This is a genomic window from Yoonia sp. R78084 (genome assembly GCF_044595625.1).
Lineage (GTDB): Bacteria > Pseudomonadota > Alphaproteobacteria > Rhodobacterales > Rhodobacteraceae > Yoonia.
This window is the reverse complement of sequence record NZ_CP138993.1, coordinates 905,733-919,160: the sequence shown is the minus strand read 5'-3', so window position 1 is coordinate 919,160 and position 13,428 is coordinate 905,733. Positions and strand designations below refer to the sequence as shown.

Sequence of the window (13,428 nt, the reverse complement as noted above, 5' to 3'; positions counted from 1 at the left end):
TTACTTGACACTCCGATCATTGTGAGAGTGAGACTTGACGTAAACGTCATCGTAAAAGTGCAGGCTGTTGATTTCAGCATTCATTTCGCGTGACGTCACTCTATGGAACGATTAGCGTAGTGCCGTGGCGTAAGTAGGTGAACAAGCACCGCGTAAATGCAAAGAAGAGGCCAATTTGACTAGACTATACGACAGCCGCAAGCGAATACTTGTCACCGGAGGGGCCGGTTTTGTTGGCTCACACTTGATAGATCGCTTGCTAGAGCAAGGCCACGATATCCTTTGCGTTGATAATCTTTTCACCGGCAGCAAACGCAATATCGAACATCTACACAATCACAGCCGCTTCGAACTGATGCGTCACGATGTAACCTTCCCGTTGTACGTCGAGGTAGATGAGATCTACAATCTGGCGTGCCCCGCGTCACCCGTTCATTATCAATATGATCCAGTTGCCACGACGAAGACATCAGTCCATGGCGCAATTAATATGCTTGGCCTCGCCAAGAGGCTCAAATGCAAAATCCTCCAAGCTTCGACAAGTGAAGTCTACGGCGACCCAAGCGTTCACCCGCAGCCAGAGGAATACTGGGGGAATGTGAATCCAATTGGACCGCGGTCCTGCTACGATGAAGGAAAACGCTGCGCAGAGACCCTATTCTTTGACTATCATCGGCAGCATGGTCTCGAAATCAAGGTTGCCCGCATCTTCAATACCTTCGGACCACGTATGCACCATGCAGACGGAAGGGTAGTTTCAAACTTCATTGTTCAGGCACTCAAAGGTAATCCAATAACGATTTACGGAGATGGAAGTCAGACTCGCGCGTTCTGCTATGTTGACGATCTTGTCGACGGATTGATCCGACTGATGGAAACCGATGCCAGCGTCACTGGCCCGATCAATCTCGGCAACCCAGGAGAGTTCACCATGCTGGAGCTGGCTCAAGAAGTCATCTCACTCACCGGATCAAAGTCAGAATTAATCTTTACTGATCTCCCGGCTGATGACCCAAAGCAGCGGCAGCCAGACATATCTAAAGCAAGATCGCTATTGGCGTGGGAACCCGAAATTCCCTTGAAGGATGGTCTGCGCCGAACCATTGAACACTTCCAAAATCGCTTGATTGAACTGCAGGTTAGCAAGTGACCGTGCAGGGTTCTCTTTGATGGATACCAGTCACAAAAGCCCGCGCATCATCCTAAAATTGCCTCAATGGAGACACTTTCTGAGATTAACAATTTCGAGAAATCTACTAAAATTCTACAAAATTTGGAGTGATCATGACCCTACAATTCCTTGAAGCCATCGGCACCGTTGGTCTGCAACAGGACGATGTGACTGGTGAGTATTTCATCGTTGACCTTGATGAATTCGGTGAGCCAATCCCTGAAACTGGGGCTTTTATTTCCCGTGATGGCGCAATTGTAAGCGACCTGACCTACCCCGGTTACGTGGCAACCCAAGCGGCGGCTGACGATACGCCGGATTCTGACGGCTACAAGGTGCTCTTCCAGAATTCCGAGAATGGCGACATCTTTGTTTGGACCGTTACCGCAGAAGGCGCCTACGTTTCTGATGTCAACATCGCCGGTGATGCTGAGGCAATCCGCGCGACGGAAATCGGCTTTGGCGTTGATGGGCTTGATGATGTAGAGGGCATCGGTGCAGAGCCACCAGTTGATCCAAACACAGTCATCAACTCGACAGCCGACGTGGCGCTTGAGAGTACACCAGAGGGCGCATATGTCCTGAACGACGGTGTGACGACCTTTGCGATCACACGCGATGGTGCACCGATCACCGATACGACCTATGCAGGTTATATCGCAACGCAGGCTGCAGCCGATCCGGAAACCGGTGGCTACAAGGTGCTCTTCGAGAATGCCGTAAACGGCGACCTCTTCGTCTGGACACTGACCGCAGAAGGCGCATGGGTCTCTGACGTGAACGTCGCCGGTGACGCTGCCGCAATCCGTGAAACGGAAATCGGCTTCGATGTTGATGGCCTTGATGATGTGGAAGGCATTGGTGCGGAACCATCAACCGATCCAAACACAGTCATCGACTCGACTGAAGACGTCGCTCTCGAAAGCACAGCCAGCGGCGCATATGTCCTGAACGACGGTGTGACGACCTTTGCAATCACACGCGATGGTGCGCCGATCACCGATACGACCTATGCAGGTTATGTCGCAACGCAGGCTGCAGCCGATCCGGAAACCGGTGGCTACAAGGTGCTCTTCGAGAATGCTGTAAACGGCGACCTCTTCGTCTGGACACTGACCGCAGAAGGCGCCTACGTCTCTGACATCAATGTCGCCGGAGATGCCGCTGCGATCCGCGCGACGGAAATCGGCTTCGATGTTGATGGCCTTGATGATGTGGAAGGCATTGGTGCAGGGGGCGAAAGCACAGTCATCGAACTCGACAGCCGACGTCGCTCTCGAAAGCACAGAAACCGGCGCATATGTCCTGAACGACGGTGTGACGACCTTTGCGATCACACGCGATGGTGCACCGATCACCGATACGACCTATGCAGGTTATATCGCAACGCAGGCTGCAGCCGATCCGGAAACCGGTGGCTACAAGGTGCTCTTCGAGAATGCCGTAAACGGCGACCTCTTCGTCTGGACACTGACCGCAGAAGGCGCATGGGTCTCTGACGTGAACGTCGCCGGTGACGCTGCCGCAATCCGTGAAACGGAAATCGGCTTCGATGTTGATGGCCTTGATGATGTGGAAGGCATTGGTGCGGAACCATCAACCGATCCAAACACAGTCATCGACTCGACTGAAGACGTCGCTCTCGAAAGCACAGCCAGCGGCGCATATGTCCTGAACGACGGTGTGACGACCTTTGCAATCACACGCGATGGTGCGCCGATCACCGATACGACCTATGCAGGTTATGTCGCAACGCAGGCTGCAGCCGATGCGGAAACCGGTGGCTACAAGGTACTCTTCGAGAATGCCGTAAACGGCGACCTCTTCGTCTGGACACTGACCGCAGAAGGCGCATGGGTCTCTGACGTGAACGTCGCCGGTGACGCTGCCGCAATCCGTGAAACGGAAATCGGCTTCGATGTTGATGGCCTTGATGATGTGGAAGGCATCGGTGCGGAACCATCAACCGATCCAAACACAGTCATCGACTCGACTGAAGACGTCGCTCTCGAAAGCACAGCCAGCGGCGCATATGTCCTGAACGACGGTGTCACCACTTTTGCAATCACACGCGATGGTGCGCCGATCACCGATACGACCTATGCAGGTTATGTCGCAACGCAGGCTGCAGCCGATCCGGAAACCGGTGGCTACAAGGTGCTCTTCGAGAATGCCGTAAACGGCGACCTCTTCGTCTGGACACTGACCGCAGAAGGCGCCTACGTCTCTGACATCAATGTCGCCGGAGATGCCGCTGCGATCCGCGCGACGGAAATCGGCTTCGATGTTGACGGCCTTGATGATGTAGAGGGCATAGGTGCAGGGGGCGAAAACACAGTCATCGACTCGACTGTAGATGTTGCTCTCGAAAGCACAGAAACCGGCGCATATGTCCTGAACGACGGTGTCACCACCTTTGCAATCACACGCGATGGTGCACCGATCACCGATACGACCTATCCAGGTTATGTTGCTACACAAGCAGCAGCGGGTGCGCCGTCGGATGGCTACTTTGTCCTCTTCGAGAACGCCGAGAATGGCGACCTGTTTGTCTGGACCGTCACTGCAGAAGGTGCATGGGTTTCAGATGTGAACGTGGCAGGCAATGCGGCTGACATTCGCGCAACAGAGATCGGGTTCGATGTTGATGGTCTCGATGACGTTGAAGGTATCGGCGCGACACTTATCGAGGATATCGGCACCGTAGCACTGACTGAAGGACCAAGTGGGCAATATTTTGTCAACGATGGTGCCGGACCGATTGGATTGACAGGAGATACCGGTTCAGGTGTCTTGCCAATTACTCAATTCGAGGACGTCCAAGGAGAAGACACCTTCGTCTTTACTGCTATCGAGGCGGTGGAAGACAGCGATGAGGTCGGTTATCAGCTTCTGCTTGAAATAACAGACGCGTCAGACGGATCTGTTGTCGACTATGACGTCTGGACCTTTGATGAAACGGGTCTGTTTGAGGCTGATGCAGGCGATACGGGCTTGTTCGACTTCTTCAACATCACCTAAATCCCAGTCCGCAATCATTGCAGACTTCCAGGGCGGTCCCAACTGATGGTTGGGACCGCCCGATATATTCGGCTTCATGTATGGCCTTAAATGTGGGGCGACCTATATGAGGAAGAGCGTGACATGAGGAGCTTCAGATAAAGGCGCCCCTGGATTTGTAGGCGTTCCGGTCTTACAGTGCTCAATCCAGGTGAATTGATCCGAACAGAGACATTGCCGCAGAACCGGCTTACCCATCGACTATGTAGCGATTGCAATTAGTGCTATCCTATCCCCAAACTCATCGACCATTGAACCATTCAATATTATCAGATCAAGAAGGCAGCACAGCGCTGCAACTTGCTTTATTGTGTCTTGTCAGCGAAATCTAAGTTTGCGCGACGGGGTCGCTTGTCAATGGAATTATTTAGATGAAATCAACTACGAAGCTATCGATCATCATCGCAACCTATAACTGCGCAAGAACCCTAGAAGACTGTCTCACCAGTATTTTTGAACAGACCTATCCGCATATTGAGGTCGTCGTTGCTGATGGTGCGTCGACTGATGGAACGCTGGATATTCTCAGGAGCTACTCAGGCAAGCTAGGCAATTGGATTAGTGAACCTGACCGCGGCCTCTATGATGCGTTGAACAAGGCCATTGATAGGACGACGGGTGACTGGATCTATGTTATGGGTGCCGACGATACACTTCATGCCCCCAACATCATCGAGCAGGCAATGAAACAGCTTGTCAACTTGGACGAAACTACGATGATAGCTTACGGCGCGATCAACTATGTTTATGGTGATGGTCGGCAAAAGATTTGGGGCCCGCGCTGGGAGATCGCCAAGCGACATGTCAGATCAAGAATGCCAATACCACATCAGGGCGTTTTTCATGCACGTTCCTTGTTCGACCGCTTTGGCGGTTTTGATACGGAACTGCAGATTGCAGGAGACTACAAGATCATCATCCAATCCTTGACGATCGCAGAGCCGGTTTTCCTTGAAAATCTGTGTATCGCCAATCATCATGAAGGTGGAAAATCCAGTTTGCGTGAAAACCGAATAAAATCATTAATGGAGGTCAGGAAGATCCAGATAGACTATGGCTATCCAATTACGTTTGACTGGTTATTCACTTATGCCAAAGGTATCATTTGGACGATTTTGATCCGCGCACGCAGTGCTTTGAGTTTTGCATCTCAGAGACGCAATCGTTTGCTTCCAAAATGATCATACATATGACCAATATTGAGGGGCTCGGAGCCGTCAGACTCGTCGAGAACCTGCTCCCGGAACTACTCGCTATTAACCCAAGTATTTCTAAGGTTCTGACACCGGATACAGATCAATTCGAGCTAATCACTAAAGATTTCGGTGTCAATTCCATTAAGAAAAGACGCTTTTTGCCAAAACCCATATCTCGTGCTTTGGAGGTACTCTTTCCCGGTGCGGGCTTAATGGGGTGTGGACCTTTTATTGTACTTGGCGACATGCCGATTAGAAGACTGAAGGGTCAAGTGGTTTTGGTTCACAATCTGCATCTAGTCGAAAGACCACGGCCAAGGCTAACTTTGGAATACTTCAAAACAAGCCTTATGCAACTCTTGTTCTCAATCAATTCCAAGTATGTTTCACAATTCATTGTTCAAACTGAAGTCATGAAAACAGCGCTTTGTAGCCGATATAACATTGATGAAGGGCATGTACACGTTATTCCGCACCCTCCCCCAAAGTGGGTTACACACAGACCAAGAGCGAATTCTGCCAAGATGAAGACGGAAAGAAAGTCATTGCGACTTTTCTACCCGGCGCGCGCCTACCCACACAAAAACCACGCCTTGCTGAATTCACCTCATGCTGAGGGCTTGGCTGATCGCATCGAGTCTTTGACGTTAACAATTTCACCACAACTCAACCCTCGCAAAGATGCAACATGGATTAATTGCGTTGGTGAATTGGATTTTTCAGAGGTAATGAGACACTATGAGGAGAGCGATGCTCTCGTATTCCTGTCAAAAGCCGAAAGTTACGGGTTGCCACTCATTGAGGCGATATGGCTTGAAAAACCAATAATTTGTCCAGATTTGCCTTATGCGCGATCAATATGCGCAGAAGGCGCCATATACTTTGATCCCGATAGCTTCGCTTCCTTTGCTTCTGCAATCGACCAGCTGTACGAGACTGTTCCAAGGGGTAAAATTCAAGACTGGTCGGAACAAAGACGAAGGTTTCCCGAAACCTGGCACGAGGTCGCTAAACGTTTTTTTGAAGTCTGCAATCTAGCTGTTTCAGAAGCAAAAGAACGAACACACTAACAGTGAGCAAGTCTGCGTGGCAGCTTCTCGAACATACCGAGGCTAAAACCATCTGCCGCTGGATACCGCTATTGCCGATACACCCAACGATTTCCGGACGTCTTAAAGCGATACTTACCAGCCAGATGAACTTTTATGACAGACACCTGATGATTGGCGAACCACCAGGATTACGTACAAAGGGGAGATTTCGAAAATGAGCATTTTTGGATTTTTCTCACCATAACCCATCTATTAGATCACAACTACGCTAATGGTGTATTTGTTAGTGCGGCAACTAGATCGCCAAGTGCTCCATATCCTCCGGCACCGATCACAAACAGTCTAGGACATTGGCTGGGTCATAAAATAGGGGCAATCTCAGCAGGCATGTGCAACATACCCCTTGAACGGGGTAAAACTAGTACTCTAATGGTGGTTAATGAACCAGATTAGACAAGCACGCAGTCCCGGACAAGCGATGAGATGGTCGCTCGGCGGGCTATTGCTCCTTCCACCAGGTTTGCATTTTTTGGGGTTTGGTTCTTCCTATGCTCTGGGGCTATCGCTGTTCGCAGCCATGGTACTTGTACTCGAGTTCTTGCTTCTCAAACCAACGGTTAGCAAGACTGCCGTAGCAGTCCTGCTCATCACAACCATTATCCTACCCCTGCATCTACTTATTGTCAGTGTCGCTAACCCGACTGTCAGTATCCTATGGGACCGCGCCCTGCTCAGTCTCATCGTCATAAATCTCATCATCTTGGTGACTGACACTGTAGCGCGCAATGCACTTCTCATGTCAGCTGATGCATTTGATCGCACGATAACGCAGCTTGCAGTGCTTTTGCTGATCCTTGGATTTCTCTCTTTTGTGACAAGTGGCATTGCCTTTCATATCTTGGGGCTTCCTTCATCTATTCCGCCATTTTCCGAGCCTTCCCATTTCACGCTCGCACTCACCCCATTTGCAATTTACGGTCTGGCGTCAAGGAATCGAAGAATTATACTCCTTAGCCTCACATTTATTCCGTTTATGATCCTAGAAGTTTACAGTTCGGTATTCTTAATTCTAATCGTAATCATCACTCTCATCCGAGTCCCAATTTGGCTGGTACCAATTGCTATTTTGGGTCTTATATATTTAACTGATGTGATTTTATTACTCACTCAGTCTATTCTAGCAGGGTATGGATTAGAATATTACTTAGACCGACTAACATTTGGTTATTCCGAAAACTTGAGTGTTCTGGTTTATCAGCAAGGAATTGATCTGGTTAAGTCTGCTTTTACGGCAGAATACTTGTTGGGGTTCGGCTTCCAGCAATTGGGCACTTCTGATCTTGGATTTGATAGCACGAGCAGAATTCAAGAAATACTCGGCGGGTCTATCATAAACACAAGAGATGGCAGCTTCTTGGTTGCAAAGCTGTTTGGTGAGTTTGGAATTCTTGCGGTTACAATGGTCGCTCCACTTGGCTTCATGATAGTTGTCGCTTTCAGAAATATTCAAAAGCACTACACCGGTCGTAACCGGCTCGCTCCACAAATCCTTTTTGCATACTGCTGTATTTACGGGTTCATCATCGAACTCATATTTAGAGGAATAGGATACTTCTCCCTAGGTGGGACCCTGTTATTTTGCGCTCTATTTACCTTGAGCAGATTCAAACGCGCCAAGAGGGCCCAGAGTTACGATTCCGTTAACCAAGATCAGTAATCCGCCTCGGCTGTATGAGGTGGACTTAACTTGGAAAATAGAACAAGTAAAAATAGCGCTTCTTATGGAGAAACCGTCACTTGAAGTTCACGATCATCACCGCTGTCTATAACCGGTCAAAGACAATCGGCGCGGCGCTCGATAGCGTAACACAACAGACGTACGCCAATGTTGAACATGTGGTCATCGACGGAGCATCTACTGACGGCACTCTTGAAGTCATTGAAGCCCATCGTCATGAAGGAATGGTGCTAATTTCCGAGCCTGATCGTGGGATCTATGACGCTCTGAACAAAGGGATCGAGAACGCTAGTGGAGATATCATTGGTATCATGCACAGCGACGATTTTTACTCGCACCAGAACGTTCTCGCAAAGGCAGCAACATGTTTCGCGCAGACGTCAGCTGATGCGGTGTACGGCGATCTCGACTACGTCTCGTCATCTGACACTGATCGAATCAGGCGGCGTTGGAGCTCGGGTGATTTCGACCGCAGAAAATTAAGGCGTGGATGGATGCCTCCGCATCCAACTTTATTTGTGCGACGAGCGGTCTTCGAGCAGTTTGGAGTTTATGATACTTCCTATCAAATTGCTGCAGATTACGATGCTATGCTGCGCTGGTTCTGGTGCAACAATATTGATCCTGTCTATATTCCGGAAGTGCTCGTAAAGATGCGGGTCGGCGGGGAAAGCAACCGATCATTGGAACGTATTTGGCGCAAGAGCGTTGAGGACTATCGTGCACTGCGCTCAAATGGCGTGGGCGGCATTCTTGCACTTACTTCGAAGAACCTCAGAAAAGTTCCGCAATTCTTTGGGTAGCTTGGCTGCAGTTGGCGCGTGAACAAGGAATGCACCGATGTGCTGTCGATCTAAACGCCGCTGATCCAGTTATTTCTAGAGTTCAACGATGTATACGTGGCAAAGTCACCGGTGCGAGCTGTCACCTTGGGTGGCCGAACGACATTATAAATCGGGATTTACTTCGCTACAAACGGGGTAAAGTGAATACCTCTCCTCACTCACCTGACTTGTAACTGTACCGCGCATTGTACGCATAACTATAGCCGTAACGCCCCCGCGCGCTCTTGGGGTCAAAGTCATTAAGGATCGCGCCCGAGAGCTTCACGCCGGAAGTCTCAAGCGTCTTCTTCATAGCGAGTACCTCACCTGGGTGTGTCCGTCCGAAGCGAGCCACCGCAATCACAGCACCTGCGGCACGTCCGAGGACGACAGGGTCGGTCACGGCAAGCACAGGGGGCGCATCGATGATAATCAGGTCGAAGTCCCCGTCGAGGAGCTTGATCAGCCTAGAAAGGTCCTCCCGCATCAGGAGTTCGGACGGATTTGGGGGGAAAGGGCCGCTGGAAAGCACGGAGAGATTATCCACCTGTGTCGAAACGAGTGCTGAAGCAAGTTCGACTTTGCCCGAAAGGACCTGAGCAAGGCCCGGATGGCCTTTGGACAACCCAAAATATTTGCGCTGCTGCCCGCGTCGCATGTCGGCGTCAATCAGACACACTTTCTGTCCTGACTGCGCCGCAACAACTGCGAGGTTAGCAGAAATGAAGCTCTTGCCGACGCCTGGCGCAGGGCTGGTGAAGACAACGGACCGCGTCTGCGCGTCCAGCATGCCAAAGTGGAGCCCTGTCCGCAGTGAACGCAAACCTTCAACAAAGAGATCACCGGGCGTTTCAACTGCGACAAGAGGCAGGTTCTTTCGGCCCTTTGCCGATTGTGGTGCCGACGGATGGCGATTGAGCGTCGCGAATACAGGAAGACCCATGGCCTCAAGCTCTTCGCTACCGTCAACGGTCTTGCGCAGATATCGCTTTGTCAAAACCACTGCAGTTCCGCACATCAGCCCCAGCAAACCGGCAATCGCAAGAACGAGGAGCTTGCGTGGAGAAACGGGCCGCTCGGCGGTGCGTGCTGTGTCGACGATACGGACGTTCCCGATGTTGCTTGCCCTCAAGACCTGTAATTCCTGCGCGCGATTGCGCAGTTGAATAAACACCTCGCGCGCCAGTTCGAGGTCCTGTGTCAGGTTCAGCACCTCACGCTGCGTCGCGGGCAATGCCCGTACTTCCTCACGCAGGCTGGCAAGACGGTCTTCGATCCGCTCTCTGTTATTCAGCAATCTCTGGTATTCGGGGTGGTTGCGCGTGTACCGCTCTGCCACCTCTTCCTCGACGGCCGCGAGATCGATTAGTTCAGCCTCAAGCGTGCGGATCTGCGTCAGAAGCGCCTCGCCCTCGGCGCTCAGGTTGATAGCCTCTTCATCCTGCCGAAAGGTGTTCAGCGCGGCTTCTGCCTCTTGCACCGCCTCGCGTGCGGCTGGCAGTTGGCTCTCAACGAAGGCAAGACCGCTGTCGGCCTCTGCCGCACTGCGGTCGGCATTCTGAGACAGGTAGCCCTGCGCAATCGCGTCGAGTGTGCGCCTTGCCGTCTCGGGTGAATCGGCCTCATAGGTCATCCGCAAAATGCCGGAATTGCGCCCTTGTTCAGCAATGCTCAGCGCATCCGCAACGCGTGCGATCGCCTCAATTTCAGAGAGTTGTTCAAGGATAAAGACGCGGCCCGGTTCTGCGACAAGCGCACCAACGCGCAGCGACAGCCCGACGTCTTCCGCAATCACGGGTTCGCCCACCTGTCCCTGCACCTGCTGTCCGTTTGGCAAGGTCAGTACAAAGCGCCCCTCACCCTCTGCTGTCAGGCGAATTTCCTCACCCAGCCAGACGGCGGGAACATCAAGCAGATCAAGGCGGATGGCATCACCGGGGCGGGCAAATTGGGCCAGAAAACCCCAGGCAGGAAGCGGGAGATCCTGTGTCGCGAGCAAGTGTCCGATGACCGGCGCCTGAAGTGGTGCGGCATACCAATCAAGATTGAGCCGGGACACAGCACGCCCGACCACCATGCGCGACCTGATGATCTCGATCTCGGTAACGGCGCGCGGGCTATCCCCTGACAGGTCGGCAAGGCTTTCCGGCAGACCCAGTTGGCTTGCCTTTTCTTCGAGTTGCAAGAGGCTGTCGGCTTGATATGTGGGGGGCGTGTTCAGGACATAAAACAGCCCCGCCAGCACTCCAAAGAGCGCAAAAATAATGATTGTGACTTTGCCTGCCCATATCTGTCCGAACAGTTGGAGCAGATCAATTTCGTCGTCCTCGATCGGATCACGCCGGGTCTGTAGCTGGTCCGTCATTGATCACTCCGGTTTCTTGGGCGACAGGCGCGACACCCAGGCCATTGAGGCCTCTTGAATAAGCCCGAAGACGTACTCGTGAAATTCGTGGCTCTTGCGATAAGGGTCAGGAATGTCAGTATCGCCGCTCCAACGGCTGAGCCGCATAACGCGGCCCGAAAGCTCTGGCGCAATCCGTTCGATCTCTCGCTTGTGCCCGCCTTCGAGCACCAGAATGACGTCATGTTGCTCACCGATTTCACGCGTAAACTGTCTGGCCACATGGGCATTATCGGCAACACCTGCGGCGGCTGCAACCTCGGCTGCTGTCGCGTCCACACCGCGCCCCACGACTGCAGCGATCCCCGCCGACGTCACCGTATGATCAGGCAAGTGCTCTCGGAGTATGGCCGCTGCAATGGGAGAACGGCAAATATTGCCCACGCAAACAGTCAATATCCTCTTCATCGCGGCTTACAGCCCGTCGACGGTTGCGTTGGTGGACGCGACCGCGCCAACCGTTGGCAGCAAACCATTGATCGTGTCGTTCCAACGCTGGCGGGGTGAACGGGTCACATAAACGACATCGCCCGGCTCAAGACCAAAGCGGGTCCCCAACAAGAAGCCTGTCGGCGACTCGACGGAAAGCTGAAAGACAGTCATGTTGTCATTGGTCCCGCGGAACACGAAAATACCACGCGCATCAGCGCGCAGTTCATCAAGCCCGCCCTGCCGTGCGAGCGCCTGCGTGAGAGACAGCTCTTCACCGTCGAGATCAATACCTGCGGGCCGCCCAACCTCACCAAGAATGTACACTTCTTGCGGCGCGCGTGCCGGGATGTAGATCACATCACCAGAACCCAGCATCGGATTATTCCGGGCCTGCCCGCGCTCAAGAAACCCTTCAAGGTCGACATTGTAGGTGCGCCCGTTGCGCTGGATCGTCACACGCTCCGGATCGGCATCTGGCTCAAGTCCGCCAGCGGCGTTCACGGCATCAAGAAGCGTCATCGGCACAGTTGTCACGGGCAGACGCTGTGGCGTTACAACAGCACCTGTGATGTTGATGGATTGGGAATTGAAGGCGGCAACGCGGACTTCAAGCTGCGGGTCGGCGATATATTCCGCCAAGCTTAGCATCAGGTTTGCACGTATTTGTTCGGGCGCCAGACCTGACGCCTGCACCTGCCCCACAAAAGGATAAAAGAATGTGCCGTCCGACTGGACCCGGAAGCCGGATTCAGCGGCACTGCGCTCGGGACCGGCGGGCATGGTCAATTCAGGATGGTTGAAGACAAGAACACTCAGAATATCACCGGGTGCTACGCGGTAGTTCCACGCGACCGACCCTGGCAAACGCTGTGCGTCTTCGGCGGATTGCGCAAGTTCGCGTCGGAATGACCTGATATTCTCTGCATTGAGCTGGATGACGACAACATCCTCACTCAAAGCGTCCTGCGCGGAAGGCGCCACAGGAAACTCACTGACGCCATCGGTGCATGCAGCCAGCCCAAGACCAATCAGTAAGGCGATCAAGAAACGCATCATAGCTCCAAATACACCGTGACCGCCCAAGACTCGCACACTGATCACACGTTGGGAAAGAAGACAGCCATAGCTGCCGCCAAAACCCCAAGCGGGTGTGCTTTTGGAATCACAAATTGCGACACACGATAAAAGCAAAAAGATACGTCCGGCTTAAGACCCCTGATGAAACATCAAAGCATCAAAAACCGGCGTATCTGCAGCACCGCCCCCAAAAAGAACGAAACGGCTTTAGCTACCGCCGCCTGAACTACCGGCAGCGACTGCTGCAACGACAGCAAGGGCCAGCAGAGGGATCCAAAGAGGTGTGGACTCTTCTACGACGACCGGAGCAACGACCGGTGTTTCTACGACTTCATCAAGAAGGCCGCCTGCATTCGCGGACGAGGCGGCAATTGCAAAAATTGCGGCTGCCGAAATTGCTTTAATTTTCATTGTGAGTGTCTCCTGTATACGCCTTTCCTATACCTTGAACCGCTTAACACATCAACCCAAGAC

11 protein-coding genes are annotated in these 13,428 nt (G+C 52.4%); 7 read left to right on the top strand and 4 right to left on the bottom strand.

The features are described 5' to 3' along the window. The first annotated feature begins 175 nt into the window (after positions 1–175). The 7 genes from SJY29_RS04770 to SJY29_RS04740 all read left to right on the top strand — a co-directional run bounded on the left by SJY29_RS04770 (position 176) and on the right by SJY29_RS04740 (position 9,020). The gene (locus SJY29_RS04770) at positions 176–1,150 is read left to right on the top strand and encodes a UDP-glucuronic acid decarboxylase family protein (protein WP_400087449.1); all 975 of its coding nucleotides are present in this window, start codon (positions 176–178) and stop codon (positions 1,148–1,150) included. Between the two features lie 134 nt (positions 1,151–1,284). Next, a complete protein-coding gene (locus SJY29_RS04765) occupies positions 1,285–2,670 on the top strand; it encodes a hypothetical protein (protein ID WP_400087446.1) in 1,386 nt (461 codons plus the stop codon). Further along, positions 2,597–4,192 carry a hypothetical protein gene (locus SJY29_RS04760; protein WP_400088835.1) on the top strand — a complete coding sequence of 532 codons (1,596 nt, stop codon included), beginning with the start codon at positions 2,597–2,599 and terminating at the stop codon, positions 4,190–4,192. Before SJY29_RS04765 ends, SJY29_RS04760 begins: the two co-directional genes overlap by 74 nt. 410 nt (positions 4,193–4,602) lie before the next feature. After that, complete coding sequence (locus SJY29_RS04755; RefSeq protein WP_400087443.1) at positions 4,603–5,412, top strand: glycosyltransferase family 2 protein; 810 nt, start codon at positions 4,603–4,605, stop codon at positions 5,410–5,412. An 8-nt stretch (positions 5,413–5,420) separates the two neighbouring features. Beyond that, on the top strand, positions 5,421–6,497 hold the full coding sequence (locus tag SJY29_RS04750) for a glycosyltransferase (protein WP_400087440.1): 1,077 nt from the start codon (positions 5,421–5,423) through the stop codon (positions 6,495–6,497). A 421-nt stretch (positions 6,498–6,918) separates the two neighbouring features. Continuing rightward, on the top strand, positions 6,919–8,196 hold the full coding sequence (locus tag SJY29_RS04745) for a hypothetical protein (protein WP_400087437.1): 1,278 nt from the start codon (positions 6,919–6,921) through the stop codon (positions 8,194–8,196). An 80-nt stretch (positions 8,197–8,276) separates the two neighbouring features. Further along, on the top strand, positions 8,277–9,020 hold the full coding sequence (locus SJY29_RS04740; protein ID WP_400087434.1) for a glycosyltransferase family 2 protein: 744 nt from the start codon (positions 8,277–8,279) through the stop codon (positions 9,018–9,020). Between the two features lie 196 nt (positions 9,021–9,216). Here the strand turns inward: SJY29_RS04740 and SJY29_RS04735 are convergent, their stop codons facing one another. From SJY29_RS04735 to SJY29_RS04720, 4 genes are all read right to left on the bottom strand, one after another. Then, positions 9,217–11,406 carry a polysaccharide biosynthesis tyrosine autokinase gene (locus SJY29_RS04735; RefSeq protein ID WP_400087431.1) on the bottom strand — a complete coding sequence of 730 codons (2,190 nt, stop codon included), beginning with the start codon at positions 11,404–11,406 and terminating at the stop codon, positions 9,217–9,219. Positions 11,407–11,409: 3 nt separating this feature from the next. Next, the gene (locus SJY29_RS04730) at positions 11,410–11,853 is read right to left on the bottom strand and encodes a low molecular weight phosphotyrosine protein phosphatase (protein WP_400087428.1); all 444 of its coding nucleotides are present in this window, start codon (positions 11,851–11,853) and stop codon (positions 11,410–11,412) included. 6 nt (positions 11,854–11,859) lie between these two features. Continuing rightward, positions 11,860–12,933 carry a polysaccharide biosynthesis/export family protein gene (locus SJY29_RS04725; RefSeq protein ID WP_400087425.1) on the bottom strand — a complete coding sequence of 358 codons (1,074 nt, stop codon included), beginning with the start codon at positions 12,931–12,933 and terminating at the stop codon, positions 11,860–11,862. A gap of 228 nt (positions 12,934–13,161) precedes the next feature. Then, positions 13,162–13,365, bottom strand: a complete 204-nt coding sequence (locus SJY29_RS04720; protein ID WP_055687197.1) for a hypothetical protein — start codon at positions 13,363–13,365, stop codon at positions 13,162–13,164. Positions 13,366–13,428: the final 63 nt, after the last annotated feature.

What these genes read in the sequence shown, in the direction of transcription:
- SJY29_RS04765 (WP_400087446.1), top strand. Translation starts at nt 1,285, where the DNA reads ATGACCCTACAATTCCTTGAAGCCATCGGCACCGTTGGTCTGCAACAG.
- SJY29_RS04720 (WP_055687197.1), bottom strand. Translation starts at nt 13,365, where the DNA reads ATGAAAATTAAAGCAATTTCGGCAGCCGCAATTTTTGCAATTGCCGCC.
- SJY29_RS04730 (WP_400087428.1), bottom strand. Translation starts at nt 11,853, where the DNA reads ATGAAGAGGATATTGACTGTTTGCGTGGGCAATATTTGCCGTTCTCCC.
- SJY29_RS04735 (WP_400087431.1), bottom strand. Translation starts at nt 11,406, where the DNA reads ATGACGGACCAGCTACAGACCCGGCGTGATCCGATCGAGGACGACGAA.
- SJY29_RS04745 (WP_400087437.1), top strand. Translation starts at nt 6,919, where the DNA reads ATGAACCAGATTAGACAAGCACGCAGTCCCGGACAAGCGATGAGATGG.
- SJY29_RS04755 (WP_400087443.1), top strand. Translation starts at nt 4,603, where the DNA reads ATGAAATCAACTACGAAGCTATCGATCATCATCGCAACCTATAACTGC.
- SJY29_RS04725 (WP_400087425.1), bottom strand. Translation starts at nt 12,933, where the DNA reads ATGATGCGTTTCTTGATCGCCTTACTGATTGGTCTTGGGCTGGCTGCA.
- SJY29_RS04750 (WP_400087440.1), top strand. Translation starts at nt 5,421, where the DNA reads ATGACCAATATTGAGGGGCTCGGAGCCGTCAGACTCGTCGAGAACCTG.